This window comes from Streptosporangium sp. 'caverna' (genome assembly GCF_003203775.1).
GTDB classification, from domain to species: domain Bacteria; phylum Actinomycetota; class Actinomycetes; order Streptosporangiales; family Streptosporangiaceae; genus Streptosporangium; species Streptosporangium subroseum.
Genome location: NZ_CP029711.1, coordinates 157,257 through 174,748 on the forward strand (window position 1 = coordinate 157,257; position 17,492 = coordinate 174,748).

At 66.9% G+C, this 17,492-nt stretch carries 17 protein-coding genes; 11 read left to right on the forward strand and 6 right to left on the reverse strand.

Going from position 1 to position 17,492, the window contains the following annotated elements; all coding sequences use genetic code 11:
- The first annotated feature begins 15 nt into the window (after positions 1-15).
- Positions 16-1,011 carry a polyprenyl synthetase family protein gene (locus DKM19_RS00790; RefSeq protein WP_110694031.1) on the forward strand — a complete coding sequence of 332 codons (996 nt, stop codon included), beginning with the start codon at positions 16-18 and terminating at the stop codon, positions 1,009-1,011.
- Here the strand turns inward: DKM19_RS00790 and DKM19_RS00795 are convergent.
- Positions 987-1,490, reverse strand: coding sequence for a RidA family protein (locus DKM19_RS00795; RefSeq protein ID WP_239514022.1), 504 nt, complete (start codon positions 1,488-1,490; stop codon positions 987-989). The genes DKM19_RS00790 and DKM19_RS00795 overlap by 25 nt on opposite strands.
- Before the next feature lie 91 nt (positions 1,491-1,581).
- Between DKM19_RS00795 and DKM19_RS00800 the strand changes: the two genes are divergently transcribed.
- Positions 1,582-1,980, forward strand: a complete 399-nt coding sequence (locus tag DKM19_RS00800) for a MarR family winged helix-turn-helix transcriptional regulator (RefSeq protein WP_110694032.1) — start codon at positions 1,582-1,584, stop codon at positions 1,978-1,980.
- A 35-nt stretch (positions 1,981-2,015) separates the two neighbouring features.
- Positions 2,016-2,384 (forward strand): nuclear transport factor 2 family protein, encoded by a 369-nt coding sequence (locus DKM19_RS00805; RefSeq protein WP_110694033.1) that lies wholly within the window; start codon positions 2,016-2,018, stop codon positions 2,382-2,384.
- A 152-nt stretch (positions 2,385-2,536) separates the two neighbouring features.
- Here the strand turns inward: DKM19_RS00805 and rarD are convergent, their stop codons facing one another.
- Entirely contained in the window at positions 2,537-3,445 is a 909-nt protein-coding gene (gene rarD, locus DKM19_RS00810) for an EamA family transporter RarD (RefSeq protein WP_110694034.1), read from the reverse strand.
- A gap of 134 nt (positions 3,446-3,579) precedes the next feature.
- Here rarD and msrA point away from each other — a divergent pair, with 134 nt between their 5' ends.
- Together msrA and DKM19_RS00820 are read left to right on the forward strand one after the other, a co-directional pair.
- On the forward strand, positions 3,580-4,242 hold the full coding sequence (gene msrA / locus DKM19_RS00815) for a peptide-methionine (S)-S-oxide reductase MsrA (protein ID WP_110694035.1): 663 nt from the start codon (positions 3,580-3,582) through the stop codon (positions 4,240-4,242).
- 353 nt (positions 4,243-4,595) lie between these two features.
- Entirely contained in the window at positions 4,596-5,003 is a 408-nt protein-coding gene (locus DKM19_RS00820; protein ID WP_110705400.1) for a DUF3224 domain-containing protein, read from the forward strand.
- 160 nt (positions 5,004-5,163) lie between these two features.
- Here the strand turns inward: DKM19_RS00820 and DKM19_RS00825 are convergent, their stop codons facing one another.
- A complete protein-coding gene (locus DKM19_RS00825; RefSeq protein WP_162641170.1) occupies positions 5,164-6,582 on the reverse strand; it encodes a WD40 repeat domain-containing protein in 1,419 nt (472 codons plus the stop codon).
- Between the two features lie 28 nt (positions 6,583-6,610).
- On the opposite strand from DKM19_RS00825, the gene DKM19_RS00830 reads away from it, so the two are divergent.
- A complete protein-coding gene (locus tag DKM19_RS00830) occupies positions 6,611-7,192 on the forward strand; it encodes a hypothetical protein (protein ID WP_162641172.1) in 582 nt (193 codons plus the stop codon).
- Between the two features lie 47 nt (positions 7,193-7,239).
- Positions 7,240-7,794 (forward strand): hypothetical protein, encoded by a 555-nt coding sequence (locus DKM19_RS00835; RefSeq protein ID WP_110694038.1) that lies wholly within the window; start codon positions 7,240-7,242, stop codon positions 7,792-7,794.
- Between the two features lie 186 nt (positions 7,795-7,980).
- Here DKM19_RS00835 and DKM19_RS00840 read toward each other — a convergent pair whose 3' ends face one another.
- Positions 7,981-9,882, reverse strand: coding sequence for a S8 family serine peptidase (locus tag DKM19_RS00840; RefSeq protein ID WP_162641173.1), 1,902 nt, complete (start codon positions 9,880-9,882; stop codon positions 7,981-7,983).
- 479 nt (positions 9,883-10,361) lie between these two features.
- Here DKM19_RS00840 and DKM19_RS50470 point away from each other — a divergent pair, with 479 nt between their 5' ends.
- Both DKM19_RS50470 and DKM19_RS00850 read left to right on the forward strand, forming a co-directional pair.
- Positions 10,362-10,769: a hypothetical protein gene (locus DKM19_RS50470; RefSeq protein WP_204358602.1), complete on the forward strand. Its 408-nt coding sequence runs from the start codon at positions 10,362-10,364 to the stop codon at positions 10,767-10,769.
- A 140-nt stretch (positions 10,770-10,909) separates the two neighbouring features.
- Positions 10,910-12,223: an acyltransferase gene (locus DKM19_RS00850; RefSeq protein ID WP_110694040.1), complete on the forward strand. Its 1,314-nt coding sequence runs from the start codon at positions 10,910-10,912 to the stop codon at positions 12,221-12,223.
- 66 nt (positions 12,224-12,289) lie between these two features.
- On the opposite strand, the gene DKM19_RS52450 is transcribed toward DKM19_RS00850, so the two are convergent.
- Both DKM19_RS52450 and DKM19_RS00855 read right to left on the reverse strand, forming a co-directional pair.
- Positions 12,290-12,412 (reverse strand): hypothetical protein, encoded by a 123-nt coding sequence (locus DKM19_RS52450; protein WP_255415493.1) that lies wholly within the window; start codon positions 12,410-12,412, stop codon positions 12,290-12,292.
- Between the two features lie 37 nt (positions 12,413-12,449).
- A complete protein-coding gene (locus DKM19_RS00855) occupies positions 12,450-13,070 on the reverse strand; it encodes a TetR/AcrR family transcriptional regulator (RefSeq protein WP_110694041.1) in 621 nt (206 codons plus the stop codon).
- Between the two features lie 142 nt (positions 13,071-13,212).
- On the opposite strand from DKM19_RS00855, the gene DKM19_RS00860 reads away from it, so the two are divergent.
- Both DKM19_RS00860 and DKM19_RS00865 read left to right on the forward strand, forming a co-directional pair.
- Positions 13,213-15,033 (forward strand): NAD(P)/FAD-dependent oxidoreductase, encoded by a 1,821-nt coding sequence (locus DKM19_RS00860; RefSeq protein WP_110694042.1) that lies wholly within the window; start codon positions 13,213-13,215, stop codon positions 15,031-15,033.
- 295 nt (positions 15,034-15,328) lie between these two features.
- On the forward strand, positions 15,329-17,401 hold the full coding sequence (locus DKM19_RS00865; protein ID WP_110694043.1) for a WD40 repeat domain-containing protein: 2,073 nt from the start codon (positions 15,329-15,331) through the stop codon (positions 17,399-17,401).
- Positions 17,402-17,492: the final 91 nt, after the last annotated feature.

The following is a 17,492-nucleotide window of genomic DNA, read 5'->3' on the forward strand; positions in this document are numbered from 1 at the left end:
GGAGTGCTAGGACCCATGGCTGCGCCACCCGTTATTGATCTGCCGTTCGTCGACGAGCGGTTGGCGCAGGACGTGGCCTCCGGATTGGCCGAGGTCGAAAGGCTGCTCCGGTCGTCGGTGGAGAACGAGGACGCCTTCGTCACGGAGGCGTCCAGGCACCTCATCGAGGCGGGCGGCAAGCGGTTCCGGGCCATGCTCGTGCTGCTCGCCGCCCAGTTCGGTGTCCCGGGCGCCCCGGGCGTCGTGCCGGGGGCCGTGGTGATCGAGCTGACCCATCTGGCGACGCTCTACCACGACGACGTGATGGACGAGGCCCCGGTGCGCCGGGGCTCTCCGTCGGCGAACGCCCGCTGGGACAACACCGTGGCCATCCTGACCGGTGACTACCTCTTCGCCCAGGCCTCGGAGATCCTCGCGGACCTCGGCGCCGACGTCGTCAGGATCCAGGCCCAGACGTTCTCCCGACTGGTCCGCGGTCAGATCCGCGAGACCATGGGTCCCCGCCCCGGCGAGGACCACGTGGCCCACTACATCGAGGTTCTGGCCGACAAGACCGGTTCCCTGATCGCCACCTCCGGCCGGTTCGGCGGCATGCTCAGCGGCGCCTCGTCCGAGGTGGTCGAGCGTCTGACCGAGGCCTGCGAGGCCATCGGGGTCGCCTGGCAGCTCGGCGACGACCTGCTGGACGTCGCCTCGGATTCGGTCGAGTCCGGCAAGACGCCCGGCACCGACCTGCGCGAGGGTATCCGCACCCTGCCCGTGCTCTACGTTCTCGCCTCCGACGCGCCCGAGGGCGCACGCCTGCGCGAGCTGCTGGCCGGTCCGGTGGCGGAGAAGGACATCGAGGAGACGCTCGGCCTGCTGCGCGCCGACTCCGCGATGGAACGCGCCCGTGCCGAGCTGGTCTCCTGGACCGACCGTGCCCGTGAGGCCCTCGTGGGACTTCCCGACATTCCGGCCCGCGCCGCCTACCTGGCTCTCTGCGACTACGTCATCGAGCGCTCCGGCTGACCTGTCGGCCATCGGCTCGCTGCTCGCGGGAGATCTGCCGACGCATCGGCGCGATCGCGGTTTCCCCCTCGGCGGTCCGGGCGGGAGTTTCGCCGGCGCACCACTGCGGTGGCGTCGATCTCGATCTCCCAGTCGGCCTGGGCCAGGCGGGAGATCTGGGTGAGGGTGTAGGCGGGGTAAGGCTCCGCGAAGAACTCCCCGCGCAACTTGACGATCGTCTCCAGGTTGGCCTCCAGGTCGGTAACCATGATCGTTACCTTGACCGAGTCGGCGAGGCTGGATCCGGCTTCGGTGAGCACGCGGTCCAGGTTGGCGAACGCCTGGCGTGCCTGCGGCTCGAAGCCGCCGCTCACGGTGACGCCGTTCTCGTCGAACCCGGCCTGTCCCGAGGCGAACACGAGGTCGCCGACCCTGATGGCCGGGGAGATGGCATCGGGCTCGTACCGGTCAGAGGCGATGCTCACTCGTCGGCGGATCATCTCTGACTCCTCAGATTTGCTTGTAAGTGCATGCAAATGTTGCATGCACATGTAGACTCCTGTCAAGCTGAAGATCGCAAGGAGAATCACGATGACCTGGGACCGTTTCGCCCTCTTGTACGCACGGGTGGAGGCCGATCTGGCCAAGGCGCTGCAGCGCGGGCACGGGCTCGGATTGTCCGAATACCGGGCGCTGGTCCAGCTTGCCGACGCCTCCGGCGGTGAGATGCGAATGCAGGAGCTGGCCGAGGCCGTCGGACTGAACCAGAGCTCGGTGACCCGCCTGGTCGCCCGCCTCGAGGAGGCCGGAATGACCAGGCGCGACCTGTGCCCGGCCGACCGCCGGGGCGTCTACTCGGTGATCACCGACGAGGGACGGGCACGCCTGGCCGAGGCCACGCCCACCTATGAGCGTTCCCTGGCCGCGGCACTGGAGCAGGCCGACGGCGACCCGGCGCTGTCGCGACTGGTCCTGGCGGTGCGGGGCTGAACGATTCCGTCGCCCCACCGGGGTAAAACGGGATCATGACAGATCTCAGCGGCGTCACCACGTGGATAGACGGCTACGTCCAGGCGTGGAACTCCAACGATCCGGCCCAGGTCGGCGCTCTGTTCACCGAGGACGCCGACTACTACACCGCGCCGTTCCGCCCGCCGTGGCACGGCCGCGAACAGATCGTCACGAACTGGCTGAAGAACAGGGACGAGCCCGGCGAGACCACGTTCGACTGGAGCCCCGTGACCGTCACCGACGAGGTGGCGATCATCGGGGGCACCACCTCGTACCCGGACCGCACCTTCAGCAACCTGTGGGTGATCCGGCTCGACTCCGGCGGGCGCTGCCGGGAGTTCACCGAATGGTGGATGGAGCACCCAGCCTCGGCGGCCGGATGAACGGCGGCGGAGCTTTTCCGGGGCGGAGCCCTTTCCTGCGACCGGGAGCTCCAGCTGCCCTGTGACGGATGCGAACGGGTGGCGTGGGGTTTTCCGGACGGTCAAGGGCTCCAACGCCTCACCGTTGGTCTGACGCGCGGGGCGGAGGTGTCTCAGACGGTCACGGGCTCCAGCGCCGTACGGCGGGCCTGATGGGCGGCGCGGAGGCTGTCCCAGGTGAAGAGCGACAGGGCGATCCAGACGATGGCGAACCCGATCCAGCGGCTGGGCGGCATGACCTCGTGCGCGACGAACACGCCGACGAGGAACTGCAGGACCGGGGCGATGTACTGGAGCAGGCCCATCAGGGTGAGCGGCACCCGGATCGCGGCCGAGGTGAAGCAGAGCAGCGGAACAGCGGTGATCACACCCGCCCCGACCAGGAGCATCGCGTGGCCCGGACCCGTGCTCCCGAAGGTGGCCGTTCCCTGCTGCTCCAGATAGAGCAGGTAGCCAAGCGCCGGCAGCAGCAGCACCAGGGTCTCGATGGTCATGCTCTCCGCGGCGCCGACCTTCGCGATCTTCTTGACGAGCCCGTAGGTGCCGAAGCTGGCCGCGAGCACCAGCGCGATCCACGGCAGCCGGCCGTAGTCAAGGGTCAGGACGACGACGGCCACGACGCCCAGCCCGACCGCGCCCCACTGCCACGGCCGCAGACGCTCCTTGAGGAGAAGAACGCCGAACAGGACACTGACCAGGGGATTGATGAAGTATCCGAGCGCGCTCTCGACCACGTGACCGGTGTTGACGGCGTAGATGTAGACGCCCCAGTTGACCGTTATGAGGGCTGCGGCGAGGGTCAGGAGGCCAAGCTTCCTGGGAGAGCGCAGGAGTTCGCCGATCCAGGACCAGTGGCGCCGTACCGCCAGGATGACCACGACGGCGACGAGGGACCACACCATGCGGTGGGCGAGGATCTCCAGGGCGCCTGAGGGCTTCAGGAGCGGCCAGTACAGCGGGAAGAGACCCCACATGCTGTAGGCGGCGATGCCGTACAGGACTCCACGGCGCGTTTCAGGCATGTAGCAATCTTTGCCCCTTACGTTCTTTAAGACAAGTTAGTCTTCCTTGCCGGATTGTTAAGGGCCGCTTACGGGAACATGGAGGTGTCCCAGACGGTTCTCTCCGGTGCAACGTGTTCCAGAGGAGGTTCGCAATGGGCTGGTTGTTCGGTAAGAACAAGACTTCCATGGTGTCCCCGGAGGACGCGATCCCGGGCCGCGCCGCAAGGATGACGGTGCCCGCGCGCCACATGGTCCTCGATGTCCCGCCGGCTCCGCCGTACCCCGAGGGAAGCGAGATCGCGGACTTCGGCCTCGGCTGTTTCTGGGGCGCCGAGCGCGTGTTCTGGCAGACCCCCGGCGTGGTGACGACCTCGGTCGGCTACGCGGGCGGATACACCCAGAACCCGACGTACGAAGAGGTGTGCACCGGCCAGACCGGTCACACCGAGCTCGTCCGCGTCGTCTTCGACCCGTCACGGGTGTCCTACGAGGAGCTGCTGCGCGTCTTCTGGGAGGGTCACAACCCCACCCAGGGCATGCGCCAGGGCAACGACGTCGGCACCCAGTATCGATCGGCGCTCTACTTCCACTCACCCGAGCAGGAGAAGTCGGCCCTGACCTCGCGTGACGCCTACCAGAAGGTGCTCACCGAGTCCGGCTACGACAAGATCACCACCGAGATCGCCCCCGCCGGCGACTACTACTTTGCGGAGCAGTATCACCAGCAGTATCTCTACAAGAACCCCGGCGGCTACTGCGGAATCGGCGGCACCGGCGTCTCGTGCCCGGTTGGCCTGACCTCCGGCGAGGCGTAGACCTGCGGAATCAGCTAGATCCTGGCCCTTGATCACCCGGAACATCCGGTGCCGATCTTGGGCCAGAGCCGTTTTCGGCGACAGGTATCACTACAGGGTTAAAGGCGATCCGCCTGCGGCGGCCCGCCGCGCGTCGGGCGGTTGCCGGCCGCGCTACAGGATTCCTCGGTCCATGGTCGTCCAGACCCGTTGCTGGCATCCGCGTTAGCAAGATCATCGCTCACGCTGTCCAGAGGCCTGTACCGACTACCGCTCCGCTTGCAGGATCTCCATCGCCTGGAGCACGTCGGTAATGACATGATCCGTGGCTGCGCCATGCCGAATTGTCGGACACTCTCAATACCATCAGCGCCATGAGAGCTTCCGGAACGTTTACCGTCAAAGCCTTCGCTCCGGCCGAGCTGGCGCCATCCCCGCCCGTGTCCACCGGAGTCGCGGTGGGGGTCGCGACGATGGAGAAACACTTTGAGGGAGATATCGTCGGCCACTCGGCGACCCTCTTCACTTCTGCGTTCGACCAGACAAGCGGCGTTGGCACTTATGTGGCAATGGAGTCCTTCGAGGGTTCATTGCACGATCGCGACGGGGCCTTCAACTTCGCGCATTCGGCGACGACCTCCGGCAGCGACCGCACCGACGAGTTCTTCACCATCGTGCCTTCAAGCGGTACCGGACAGCTGACCGGGATCACTGGTTCCGGTGGGCTGGCGGTCGAAGCTGATGGCACACATCGGATGTGGTTTGACTACGAACTCAGCTGAGCCGGCTACTGGCGCACCGTGGTGCCAGGCGCCGTACACCCAGGTCCTGTCGGTGCCGCGGGAGTAGGTCGCGGCGCTTTGCGGTCAGGACCTGGCTCAGGATCATCCAGTGTGGATCTTGGGCCAGCGCCGTTTTCGGCGAGACGCCACTGCCCGCGGTTCATTTTTCGCGTCTCCAAAGATTGCCCGCCGTCAGGTCGAGGTAGTAGACGCGTTCGCTCATGGAGCCGCGCACCAGGAAGGGGCCCTGCTTCGACCAGCCGAGGCCGATGTCGAGATAGTCGTCGCCGGGAAACTTGGGGGTGACGCTGGACACACGCCTGCCGGTCTCTGGGTCGAAGGTTTCGACACTCCCTTCATGGCCTCGGATGACCACGACGCGCTTTCCGTCCGGCCGGAGGTGGTACGTGTCATCGGGAGCGTCCTTGATCTTCCTGAGGGGAAGGCTCATCCGTGTCTTTCCCCGGTGGTCGAGCACGAGCACCTGAGAGGCCGTCGTGACCACGATCCCGCTCTCGTTGAGATCGTGGACCTGTTGAGCACCGGAAATCGACACCGTGGTCCAGGTCCTGGTGTCGATGATCTGAGTGTCGTTCTTGGACAGGGCGATATATCTACTCTGGCCGGCGAATGTGGCCGTGGGTATTTCGGTGTCAGCCAGGCTGCCGGTGAGGTGGTGGATGCCCTCGGTGTTCTGATACACCATGCGGCGATCGCGCCTGCTCAGGTAGACGATGGCCTTCTTGTCGGGGCCGCGCACGAACGGCGCCCGCTGGGGTGCGCCGCCTTTCCTGATGGTGTACGGCGCGGCCTGTGGGAATGGCAGCCCGTTCACCAGCCACGACCGGCAGGGGTCGTCCATCTGATCGAACCACGGACAGGTAGGCCCCTTGTATTTTTCCACCGTCGTGAACACGGCCATGTGCTCTGGGAACGACTTGGGCATCGAGTATTCGGGCAGTTCGCGCTCTGGTGGCTGCCCGGGAGCGAGCAGTGCGCCCGACAGCACGATTGCGGTTCCCGCGAGATAGAGGGTCCGTGTCGACCACCGGCGGATGGACAGCTCGGCCTGGGCCATGTCATCCGAGGCTTCGGGCATCGGCCTGGCGGTCAGGTTCCGAGCGGCACGGGGTACGGCTGCCGCCACGATAATCACGATGACGATATGGGTCAGACGCGCCGGAGTGGCACTCTGGTCCGTCAGCAGGTAGACGCCTGCCACCGCGGCGCCGGCCAAACCGAGCAGCCATGCCTTTCGATAGATCTTCGCGTCGTCGTGAGCGGGCGGCACCCCGGCCGGCAGTCGTACGTCACGGAAGACAGAAACGGCACACCAGCCCAGGACCAGATAGAACGGGTCATTGGTGAAACACGCCAAGGGAGCGGCGACGGCGAGCGCTGTCAGCCGCCACCGGCGCAAACCGGCGAAGTGGTCGATGACCTGGCGGGCATTGGCCGTTGTGACGGAGAGGTCGGTCAGTACGGCGAACCTGGTGAGCCGCTCCCCGGTAACCGGCACGGCCGCTGCCAGCATGGTGAGTACGGCGGCTGTCCAGAAAATTATCGGGGGTATCGTCACGAGGTGACACCATATATGGTTCTACATCGTGAATTCAGGCGACATATGGCAGCAATTCGGCGTCGCCACGTGGGTTTCTCCGCGTGCGCAGTTGCTGTTAAAGGTCGTGGTATCAAGCTGTTTGTCGCTGGTGGTTGTTGCGGCTGTCCTGTGGTGGTCGGGGGTGATAATCCCGCATATTCGCTGGCAACCCGAAAGCCTCTTCCTTCACTCTCAGGTGGACGAGAACGGGGTCCTGTACACCCGCTTGTATATCGAGCTTGAAAACGACGGACTGGCTCCCTTCACCCTCACCGGTATGTCGACGGAGATGCCGGGCTTCCTCCTGCTGCCTGCCGACGAGGCGAAGGACGAACGTGCCGTGGTCACCGTGGCGGGCGGGGACCAGGAGACCCTGACGAGGCGCATTGTCATCACCGACTGTGCGGCGGTGCCGCACGAGCCCCAGCCGATCAGCTTCACCTACAGAACCTGGATGGGCTCGGGGTCGGCGAAGGTGACGTGGAACTCATGGCATATGACGGGAGCCGCAGGTAGTCTCCCGGTCGCCTGGCAACGAGGTTTCGCCATCAAGGCCTGCAACGACGCGGTGAGCCCGGAGTTTCCCTGATGGTCAGCTCATGGGTGGACAACAACAAGCCTGGAAGGTTGTGCCGCATGCGACCCGTCGCGAAGATCGCCACCGGTTTTGTCTTCGCCTTCGGCGCTCTCCGTTTTAATGGCCTTGACCTGCTGTTCGACCCCGTCGGATGGGGCTTGTGCGCGTCCGGGCTGTTTCAGCTGCAGCGATCCGCCGACGACCTCTTCGGCCGGGCCGGGTTTTTTGCCGTCGCCATGGTCTGCATCTCGCTTGTCGCCATGCTCCGGCTCGACATGAACCCGAGCTATCCCCTGATGGTTTCCTCCGTCAAGCACGTGATCGGCATCGCCGGCACGGCCGGTGCCCTGATCGCCGTCTGGCTGTCTGTCGAGGCCGTCATCAGGCGGATCCGTCCCTGCGGAGACATCTCCGGGGCCGCCCTCCTCGACGTGCTGCGCTGGGCAGTGGCCGGTCTGGGGGTGCTGGGCATACTGGCCGAGTACGGCTACGCCGACCTGGGCTTTGTCCCGGCCATCGCCTGGTTCGCGGCCATCGTGGTCCTGATCGTCGTGCTCTACCGCTCGGCCCATCTGCCGTACCTCTCCCCGACATGGGAACCCGTGACGAGTTAGGCACGCGTGATCCCACCCGTAACCAGATCACGGGTGGGATCATCGGATACGGCCCCGGCCCGTCCGAGTGGGCCGTCTGTCAGGCGGGCCCGGTCCACGCGCGGGAGCAGTTTTTCGGATCCCGCCGTACGGCTCGCGATGCCGGCCGTGCCGCGGCGCGACCGGCATCCGTCTTGCGATCAGCCGCTACTTGTTGACGTGCTCGTACAGGTAGACGGCCGCCTTCTTGAGCTGGGCGGACGTGCCATTGGCGGTGCGGTGACCCTCGGCGATGCCGACAGCCTTCTTCAGCGTCGTGCTGCCGTGGACCTTGGCGGAGCCGTTGTAGACGCCATGGGCGTAGTTGAGCCAGGCGGCCAGCAGTTCACGGTCGATCAGCGCCTTGGCGGTCCTGCTCCTGGGGGCGAGGACCTTGTACGCCTTGCCGATGGAACCGGCATCGGTGACCTCGGGGAAGACCTTGCTGCCGTTCTGGGCGAGAGACAGGTAGCAGGCGAGGATCTTGTCGTCCAGCGTGCCCTTGCCGCGGAGCAACTCGGTGGCCCAACGCTTGGCGCTCAGCGGCTTGGTGCCCTTGCCCCGCCGGCACGTGTCCGGTAGCGGCAGAGGGTCGGTGACCGTACCGGGGTCGGTCGGGACGGGCGTCTGGCTCTGCGTGGGCGTGGGTGTGGGTGTCACGGTGGGCGTCGCGCTGGGCGTGGCCGTGGGGGTCGGGGTCGGAGTCGCGGTGGGCTTGAGCGGGAGGGCGGCGACGAGGTCGATTCGCTTGGTGGTCACCATGATGCCGCCGCTGCTGTAGGTGATGCTCTTGCCGGTGGTCTGCAGCTTCTCGACCCGCCCCTCGCCAGGCAGGTTCGGGTAGGCCTGCCGGACCAGCGCCAGGGCCCCCGCGACATGGGGTGCGGCCATGGAGGTGCCGCTCAGGGACTGGAAGGCGTTGCCGGGCATGGCGGAGTTGATACCTACGCCGGGAGCGAAAAGGTCGAGCAGAGGACCCCGGTTGGAGAAGGGAGCGGGCTTGTCGCGGTCGTCGGTCGCGCCGACCGCTACCACCGCGGAGATGCAGGCGGGGCTGGCCACGCCGTCCCCGTGCAGGTCGTTGCCCGCCGCTACGACGGTGGTCACGCCGAAGTCCTTGAGCCAGAGGATCTCCGACCTGAGAGCTCCGTAAGCGGGATCCTGGTCGCAGTTGACCTTGTGCTTCGGGCCTACGCCGAGGCTCAGGTTGGCAACTACGACGTTCAGCCCCGCGTGTACCTGGTCGACGTATTGAAGCGCGAGCTTCTGGTCGGAGGTGAAACTGAGGAAGCACGGTGCGAAGGTGGCCAGCTCCCGGCAGATGGGGCCGTTGAACCGGGAGAACACCTGGATCGGCAGGATGCCCGCTTCCGGCGCGACGCCGCTGGAGGGCGCGGTTCCGGCCTTCTTCCCGGCGGCGATGCCCGCGACGTGTGTGCCGTGGTAGCACTTGCCCGCGCCGTTCACGACGCATTTCGCGGTCTTGGCGTCGGCCGCGCCCACGCCGATCTGGGACGGCTGGCCGTTGGGGCACAACGAGTCGGCCTGGTAGAGCGGGTCGGGATCGGAGGTGGAGAAGCAGGCTTCGCGCACGATCCGCCCGGCGAAGAACGGGTGATCGCGGTCGATGCCGGTGTCCAGGATCGCGATGGTGGAGCCCTTGCCGGTCCAGCCCGCCTTGTTGGCCTTGTCCGAACCGATCAGCTTGGTGCTGACGTCGAGCGTCGCTCTGCTCAGCTCGTCCTTGTAGATGGCCTTGACCATGTCGTCGGCCATGGCCGCGGTGAGGGTCGGCTTGTCGACGGTGACAACGAGGAAGTCGCTGGAACTCGTCTTGTCGATGACCGTGGTCTCGCTCGATGCCGCTTCGAGGGCCTCGGCCACACGGGCGGCATAGCCCCTGACCTCGACGATCGCGCGTACCTTCTTGCCGTTGTTCACCTCGTCCAAGAGATTTTTCGCCACAGCCGGGGCAGCGACTGTGGCCTGAGCCGGCGCTCCGACCGCTAGCGCGGCCGTCGCGGTGATGACGAGCACGGCGGTGCTCGCCAGTAGAGACCGTAGTCTCACTGATCCTCCGAGGGGGGAGTGAACCGTCCTGAACCGGACGGGCTGAGGAAGAGGGAAGCCATCGGCAGGCAGAGGGAGCTGAACCGTGGAGATGCTCAGCTACACGATCGCCTCCGCTGTCGATATATGGAAATATCCCTATGCGCGTTAAACGCGAGGCTCAGAGTACTGAGGGGGACCGACAAAAAAGACATGACGTCTGGCCGGCCCGGATCTCGATGATGTGAACCGGTTCTCGTCCGGACACCTGCCGGACCTTGCGGCCTCACGCGGGCACGAATACAGCGGAAGAGCGCTTCAAGAAGAGCCGTCTTCCTTGAGGACAGCGGCGAGATTCTCGATTTCCGGGACTTGCGCGTGCCTTCCCGGGGTGAGTCGTTCGACAGTTCGACTTGCCCGGTTTGCCGACAGGCGACGGCAGGGCATTCTCTCCCGTGGTTCACCGTCCATCAGAATGTGTTCTGACTTGCGATGGCAGGGTGAGTACCAGTAACGCCGACGCCGTCACTTTCTCGGATCTGTCGAGAAATCCCCGAGCCGTCGCCGAACGCGCCGTACGCCTCGGTCGCGTACGCATCACCCACCGCGACGCCCCCGATTTCTACCTGACCGCCGCCGACCGTGAGGATCAACGCGGGCAGACGCCGGCTACCGCATCGCGCCTGTTCCTCGCCCTCATCAAGCACGATCCGACCGCCCGCACCCTGGTCATCGCCGTGCCCCCGAGCTCCTCGACGCGCCGCCCGCACGAGTGCGACAGTCACCGGTTCACGTGGTCGGCTCCGTGCCCCCGAGCTCCTCGACGCGCCGCCCGCACGAGTGCGACAGCCGCCGTGCCCTTCCATGGCCCGGCGTTCTCCCGCCGGGCGTTCGAGCCATGGGCCTGAGGCGCCTGAAAGCCCCAGGTTCACGCTGGTCAGCCGTCGTCTTGTGGGGGCTATGGGGCATAAATTGCCTTTCATCCCGATTGCGCCACTAGTGTTACCGGGTGGCTAAGGACGAGGAGATTCCGGACAGCGCAGGGCAAATGCACATCGGAACCGGCTCGATCCCCTCGTCCCGAGGTGCCCGGCAGTCCTGGCTCGACGCCCTACGCGGGTTCGCCGCGCTGATCGTCGTCTTCGAGCACTCGCTGGACGCCCTGCTGCCCGAGATCCGGGAATCGGTCAGCCCGTGGTTCGACTTCGGACAGTACGGCGTGCTGGTGTTCTTCCTGGTCAGCGGCTATGTCGTGCCGGTCTCGCTGGAACGCCGAGGCAGTGTCCGGGGATTCTGGATCACTCGCTTCTTCCGTCTCTACCCCCTGTGGGGGCTGGCAGCGGTGGCCGGCACCGTGTTCGGCATCGTCGGCGTCTACACCGTCCTGCCCTCCCAGGCCACCGGGCAGCCGGTGACCTTCGCACTGGCACACCTGACGATGCTGCAGGACCTGCTCCGGGTGCCCAGCGTCGTCAACGTCTTCTGGACCCTCTCGTACGAGATGGTGTTCTACCTGCTCGTGACCGCGATGTTCGTGTTCGGCGTCCATCGAGCCAGCGCGCGCACCTCGCTGACGTTCGCGGTGTGCGCGCTCCTCGCCGGCGCCCTCGTACCGGCGGGCTGGCTGTCCGACAACCTGGGACAGGGTGTGGTGGGGGACGCGGCCATCGTGCTCCTCGGCGGGATCGCCGCCGTTCTCAGCGCGAACCGTGGCGTACGGAAGTACGGTGCCGCCGTTCTCGCCGTCCTCGCCCTCCTGCTCCTCACCCTCGACAGCAGGGTGGGCGCGTGGCAGAGCCTGATCATCCTGGCCACCATGTTCGGCGGAACCGCCATCTACCGCCTGGAACGGTCGCCCGCCGAATGGGTGAGATCGCGCTGGATGATCGGTCTGGTGCCCGTCCTCTCGGTCATCGCGGCGGTGGTATTCGGACCGGGGTGGGGCATGTCGGAGGCCGGGCAGCAGGCGTTCAAGTGGAGCTGGTCCACCGCCGTCGCCGCGGCGTGGCTGACGTTCGCCGCCGGCCTCGTCCTGCGCCGTCGTGCGATCTTGCCCTTTTTCGTGTGGCTCGGCCTGATGAGTTACTCCATCTACCTGCTGCATCCCCTGATCCTGCAGGTCGTCAGGAGACTGACCGTGGATCCTTCGGGGATCTCGCTGCCGGTGCGGCTGGCGTGGGAGGCGATGCTCTTCACGACGGTGATCGGCTGTGCCGCGCTGAGTTACCGCTTCATCGAGAAACCCGCCCAGCGTCTCGGCCGCAGCCTCGCCGCCGCCGCCGGCGAGCGGGAGCGGAACGGGCCATCCCAGGAAGGCGCCTCCCGCGGGGATCGTTCCCTGATCGGCTCAAACAGGTCCTAGAAATCCCTCACAGTTCCTGATGGTTCCGTTGAGCGGTTCGTGCGATCTCTCCTTCCATCAGGACCGTCAGGATGGCCGTGTCGGTGCGGGATGTGTCGGTGGCTGACCATGGCTCTGCAGGCCGAGCGCGTCGATCCGGATGCCCGCCTCGAGCACGTCCTCGATCAGGCATTTGTAGGCGGCGGACATGTCGAAGTCGTTGAGCAGCAGGCTCGGGTTGGAATGACTATGGGAGGGCGGCGCCCAGCGCGGCCTCGAGAACCTGCGCCGACACCTGGGCCACCTCGTCGGGAGTACGGCCGAAGTCGCCGGTGAGGGACTGGGTGGTGAATCCCGACAGGTGTACGGCGACGGCGTCGACCAGCCACATGGGAGGGTCTCCCCGCCCGCCGCGGGCCTGCCACATACGGGAGGTGACGCCGACCGCGAAGAGCTTGCGGCTCTCCCGGCGCTCGGCGGCCGCCTGGGCGAGCTCGGGGGGAAGATCGTCCGGTTCAAGGGCGGCGAGCTCCCAGTAGATACGGCCGTTGCCGGCGTTGAGCCGGTGGACGACGAACAGCAGGTCGAGCAGCCAGGCTCGCAGGTCGTCGTCCTCGGGTGGTGCGGGGATCCGCAGCGCGTAGCTGCGTACGCCCTCCTTGATGGCGGCGGCGAAGAGACCGTCACGCGTGGCGAAGTGGCGGAACACCGTACGCCGGTTGACCCCGGCCGCCTCGGCCACGTCGTCGACGGTCGCGGCGAGGCCGCGGTCCGCCAGCACGCCCCGTGCGGCGCGAAGGATCCGCGATCGGGCGACGTCGCGTTGCTCGTCGGCGAGCGACGTTGCGATCACGGCGTCAGGGGTCATACGGCGATCGTACGGGGGTACTTGCCGCATGTCACTCATGAGTGACATCCTGACACCGCTGAGGGGCGAACGCTGCCGGAGGCATCGGGGTCGCTCAGCATCTCGACGCCCCGCCCCGGTCGAACACACCCTCGGAGCACGTATGACCGTCACCGGCCGCTTCACCAGTCCCGATGGCACCGTCCTCGACAAGGAATCCCTCCGCCAGAAGTATCTGGAGGAGCGCGACAAGCGGCTCCGTCCCGACGGCAACGACCAGTACCTCCGGCTCACCGGCCGGTTCGCGCACTACCTCGACGATCCCTACACCCCGATAACCGAGCGCGCGCCGAAGACCGACCACGTGACGGTCGCGTTCATCGGCGGCGGCTTCGCCGGTCTCCTCACCGGCGCGCGGCTGAGAGAAGCCGGCGTCGACGACGTCCGCATCATCGAGAAGGGCGGCGGCTTCGGCGGCACCTGGTACTGGAACCGCTACCCGGGAGCGCAGTGCGACACGGCGTCGTTCGTGTACATGCCGCTCCTGGAGGAGACCGGCCACATGCCGACGGAGAAGTACGCGCACGCGCCCGAGATCCTTGAACACTGCCGGCGCATCGCCGAGCATTACGGTCTGTACGACGACGCGCTCTTCCACACCGAGGTCGAGGACCTCGAATGGGACGAGGCGCGGTCACGCTGGATCATCCGTACCAACCGGGGTGACGAGTTCACCGCCCAGTTCGTCGCCATGGGCACCGGTCCACTGCACGTGCCGAAGCTGCCGGGAATCGCTGGGATCGAGTCGTTCAGGGGACATTCGTTCCACACGAGCCGGTGGGACTATGACTACACCGGTGGCGATCCCTCGGGCACGCCGATGGAGCGGCTCGCCGACAAACGCGTCGCCCTCATCGGAACGGGAGCGACGGCCGTGCAGTGCGTGCCTCATCTGGCGCGGGCGTGCGAGGAGCTGTACGTGTTCCAGCGCACCCCGTCGTCGGTCGACGTCCGCAACAACCAGCCGACCGATTCCGAGTGGTTCTCCCAGATCGCGACGCCGGGCTGGCAGCAGCGCTGGCTCGAGAACTTCACGGCCAACCAGACGAGCGCCGTGGCCGACGAGGACCTGGTGATGGACGGCTGGACCGACATCGCCCGGCGGGTGCGCTCCAAGATCATGGCGCTCCCGCCCGAGGACTTCACTCCGGAGAAGATGGCGGAGGCCTTCGAGAACTCCGACTTCGAGAAAATGGAGGAGATCCGCGCGCGCGTCGACTCCGTCGTCGAAGATTCCGAGACCGCCCAGAACCTGAAGGCCTGGTACCGCCAGCTGTGCAAGCGACCATGCTTCCACGACGAGTATCTGCAGGCCTACAACCTCCCCGGCACCCACCTCGTCGACACCGACGGCCAGGGCGTGGAGCGGATCACCGAGAACGGGGTCGTCGCCGCGGGCAAGGAGTACGAGGTCGACTGCGTCATCTACGCCTCCGGCTTCGAGGTCGGCACGGAATACACGCGGCGGGCCGGCTACGACCTGACCGGCCGCGACGGCGTCAAGCTCTCCGAGTACTGGGACGAGGGTATGCGCACCCTGCACGGCATCCACGTGCGCGGCTTCCCGAACGCCTTTGTCGTGCAGCCGACGCAGGGTGCGAACCTCATCTCCAACATCCCGCACAATCTCACCGAGGCGGGCAGGACGATCGCCCTGACCATCAAGCACGCCCTCGACAACGGATTCGACGAGATCGAGGTCACCAAGGAGGCCGAGGACGCGTGGATCGAGCTCCTGCTGTCGGGTACGGGCAGGTTGCTGGGTTCGCCGGACTGCACGCCGGGCTACTACAACAACGAGGGCCAGGACTCGGGGTTGCGGGGGCGGCTCAACGTCGGCTACCCGCAGGGGGCGATGGCCTACTTCGCCTATCTCGACAAATGGCGTTCGTCCGGTACGTTCGAGGGTCTCGAATTCCGGTGACGCACCGCGGGTAGCGGCGGCGACCCTCCTCGTCGGCGCACGCCCCGGCTGACGTGACGGTCAACCGGGCGGCCGGCGGCATGAGGCCTGAGGTGGTTCCGCGTTTTCCGGACGGCCACTTGGCGGTTGGTTACGTTGCGGACCGTCGGCTCAGGTACTCGTCGTGGACGTGCTGCGGGATTCGATACCGGAGAGTTGTATCCGAACTCGATGCGCCGGGCCCTGATCTCCTTCTGGCGGATCGCGCGGGAGGTCGGTTTATGCTCGGGGAGCGATTTCGGCGACAGGGGTCCGGATGTCCTTTCGACGGCTGCCACCCATCCTTGCCGCGCTGGTCTTGGCCGGGTCGGTGCCGCTGGCCTCGGCCGGGTCGACCGTCGTGAGCTGGCCCCGGCCGGGAACCACCTGCCAGGAGACGTCACACGGGGGCGTTCCCGCCTCGTTCGCGTCGCCCGTCGCGATGGACATGGGCGGCCACGCCGACGTGACCTCGGTGGCCGTGGGCGAGCTGGACGACCGGCCCGTCGTGATCAGCGCGGGTGCCGAGCACACCATCCGGATCTGGGACAGGGCCACCCTGGAACCGATCGGCGATCCGATCCCCGGCGACGGCCCGGTGGCGTACGGCACCGTCGACGGCAGACCCGTCATCCTCGGCCGGAGCAACGGGGCACTCCAGAGGTGGGACGCGACCACCCGGTCACCCGTCGGCGGGCCACTCCCCACCGGGCCGTTCCGTTCCATCGCGTTTGGCGAGTTCGATGGCAGGCCGATCGCCGCGACAGCGGGCACCGGCGGTGCCCACGTGTTCGACCTGGCGACCGGCCGCCGGATCGGCCCGCCCATCGGCACGGGGACCTTCAACTCCGTCGCGCTGGTCCGCGTCCACGGTGTCCTGCTCGTGCTGGCCGGGGCGACCGACACTGTGATCGCCTGGGATCCGGTCTCCGGAAAACCCGCCGGGGAACCGCTCGTCGTCCAGCCCGAGTTCGTCCAGAGCATGAACACGATCATGACGACCACGATCGGCGGCCGTCCGGTGGCCCTGATCCCCACGGCCGACCTCGGGGTGATCCGCTGGGATCTGATCACGCGTGAGGTGACCACCGACTCGCTGAAGGGGAGGTTCGGCCCCTCATCGCTCGCCGTACTGAACGGCCGGACCGTGTTCGTCTCGGTCGAAACCGTCGGGAGCATCGCCACCGACCCTTACGGGTCGAGGCTCCGAAGCCCGATCGCGGTCATCGATCCGGCCACCGGCGAGAGGCTTTCGTCATTCGAGATCCCGGGACACGTCACATCGCTGGCGGTCGGCGATCTCGGCGGCCGTCCCATGATCGTGTCCGGCGGGCGCGACAACACCGTCCGCGCCTACGATCTCGCCACAGGCCGGGAATCAGCTCCTCCCGCCACCGGAGGACCCAACGGTGACGTCTTCGGGGTGAACGGCGAGCTGCACGGCAGGCCGGTCGTGCTGGCCCACGGGGACGACGGCGAAGTCCTGGACGTGTGGGATCTCGGCAGCGGCAGACCGCTGGACGCCCCGGTCAGGTTGCCCGGGCGCGTCACCTCGTTCGCGACCGGCGACTACGGCGGACGAGCGGTGCTGGTCGCGGGGATCGGTTTGGGAGATCCCTCGATCCGGATGTTCGATCTCGCCAGTCGTGCGCCGATCGGCGAACCCCTCATCGGCTATGGCGACTTCGTCGGCGGGGTCGCGCTCACCGAAGCCGATCGCCGGGTGCTCGTGGTCGGAACGGGCGAGAGGGACGGCGCGGCCGGTGACCCCTCCACTCCGCCGGGCGCGGTACGCATCTGGGACTTTCCTTCGGGAGCGCTGCTGCACGATCTCGCCGTCGGAAACGGCCGGGTCGGACAGCTGGCCCTCATCAACCTCGCCGGTCGGCCGGTCGCGGTGACCTTCAGCGCCACCCGCGCCCGGCTCTGGGACGTCGGCGCGGGCAAACGGATGGCATCGTTCCGCATCGCGAGGACCGAGCACTCGGCCCAGGTGGAGATCGCCCGGTTCGACTGCACGACGGTCGCGATCGTGGCCACCGGCAGGACCGTGGAGCTCTACGATCTCGCCACGGGCGAGCAGGTCGAGCGTCCGTTGCTCGGCCACTCCAAGCAGGTCAGCAGAGTCGCCTTCGGACGGGTCGGCGGCGTTCCGATCGCGGTCACCCACTCGCCGCAGGACAGGAGTATGCGGGTCTGGGACCTCACGACCAGCCGGCAGGTCGGGACGCTTCAGCGTCCTTCCCGCTACCTCGGCTCCCTCTCGATGAGCTACCTCGACGGCCGCGCCGTGCTTGTCGGCGGCGGTCGCGAAGCGCTGTGGACCTGGGATCTGGGGCCGGCCGCGTAATACGGGAAGACCGTCCCATGATCATCGGAACGTCGTCGATGCCGTAACGAGCGCCACGTCCTACCGGCCGGCGCGGTGTCCACGCCCCCGG

Excerpts from the sequence above, each read along its gene's own strand:
- msrA (WP_110694035.1), top strand. The coding sequence starts at position 3,580 with ATGGGCTGGTTGTTCGGTAAGAACAAGACTTCCATGGTGTCCCCGGAG.
- DKM19_RS00795 (WP_239514022.1), bottom strand. The coding sequence starts at position 1,490 with ATGATCCGCCGACGAGTGAGCATCGCCTCTGACCGGTACGAGCCCGAT.
- DKM19_RS00800 (WP_110694032.1), top strand. The coding sequence starts at position 1,582 with ATGACCTGGGACCGTTTCGCCCTCTTGTACGCACGGGTGGAGGCCGAT.
- DKM19_RS00850 (WP_110694040.1), top strand. The coding sequence starts at position 10,910 with ATGCACATCGGAACCGGCTCGATCCCCTCGTCCCGAGGTGCCCGGCAG.
- DKM19_RS00805 (WP_110694033.1), top strand. The coding sequence starts at position 2,016 with ATGACAGATCTCAGCGGCGTCACCACGTGGATAGACGGCTACGTCCAG.
- rarD (WP_110694034.1), bottom strand. The coding sequence starts at position 3,445 with ATGCCTGAAACGCGCCGTGGAGTCCTGTACGGCATCGCCGCCTACAGC.
- DKM19_RS52450 (WP_255415493.1), bottom strand. The coding sequence starts at position 12,412 with ATGTCCGCCGCCTACAAATGCCTGATCGAGGACGTGCTCGAGGCGGGC.
- DKM19_RS00790 (WP_110694031.1), top strand. The coding sequence starts at position 16 with ATGGCTGCGCCACCCGTTATTGATCTGCCGTTCGTCGACGAGCGGTTG.
- DKM19_RS00855 (WP_110694041.1), bottom strand. The coding sequence starts at position 13,070 with ATGACCCCTGACGCCGTGATCGCAACGTCGCTCGCCGACGAGCAACGC.
- DKM19_RS00820 (WP_110705400.1), top strand. The coding sequence starts at position 4,596 with ATGAGAGCTTCCGGAACGTTTACCGTCAAAGCCTTCGCTCCGGCCGAG.
- DKM19_RS00860 (WP_110694042.1), top strand. The coding sequence starts at position 13,213 with ATGACCGTCACCGGCCGCTTCACCAGTCCCGATGGCACCGTCCTCGAC.
- DKM19_RS00835 (WP_110694038.1), top strand. The coding sequence starts at position 7,240 with ATGCGACCCGTCGCGAAGATCGCCACCGGTTTTGTCTTCGCCTTCGGC.
- DKM19_RS00865 (WP_110694043.1), top strand. The coding sequence starts at position 15,329 with ATGTCCTTTCGACGGCTGCCACCCATCCTTGCCGCGCTGGTCTTGGCC.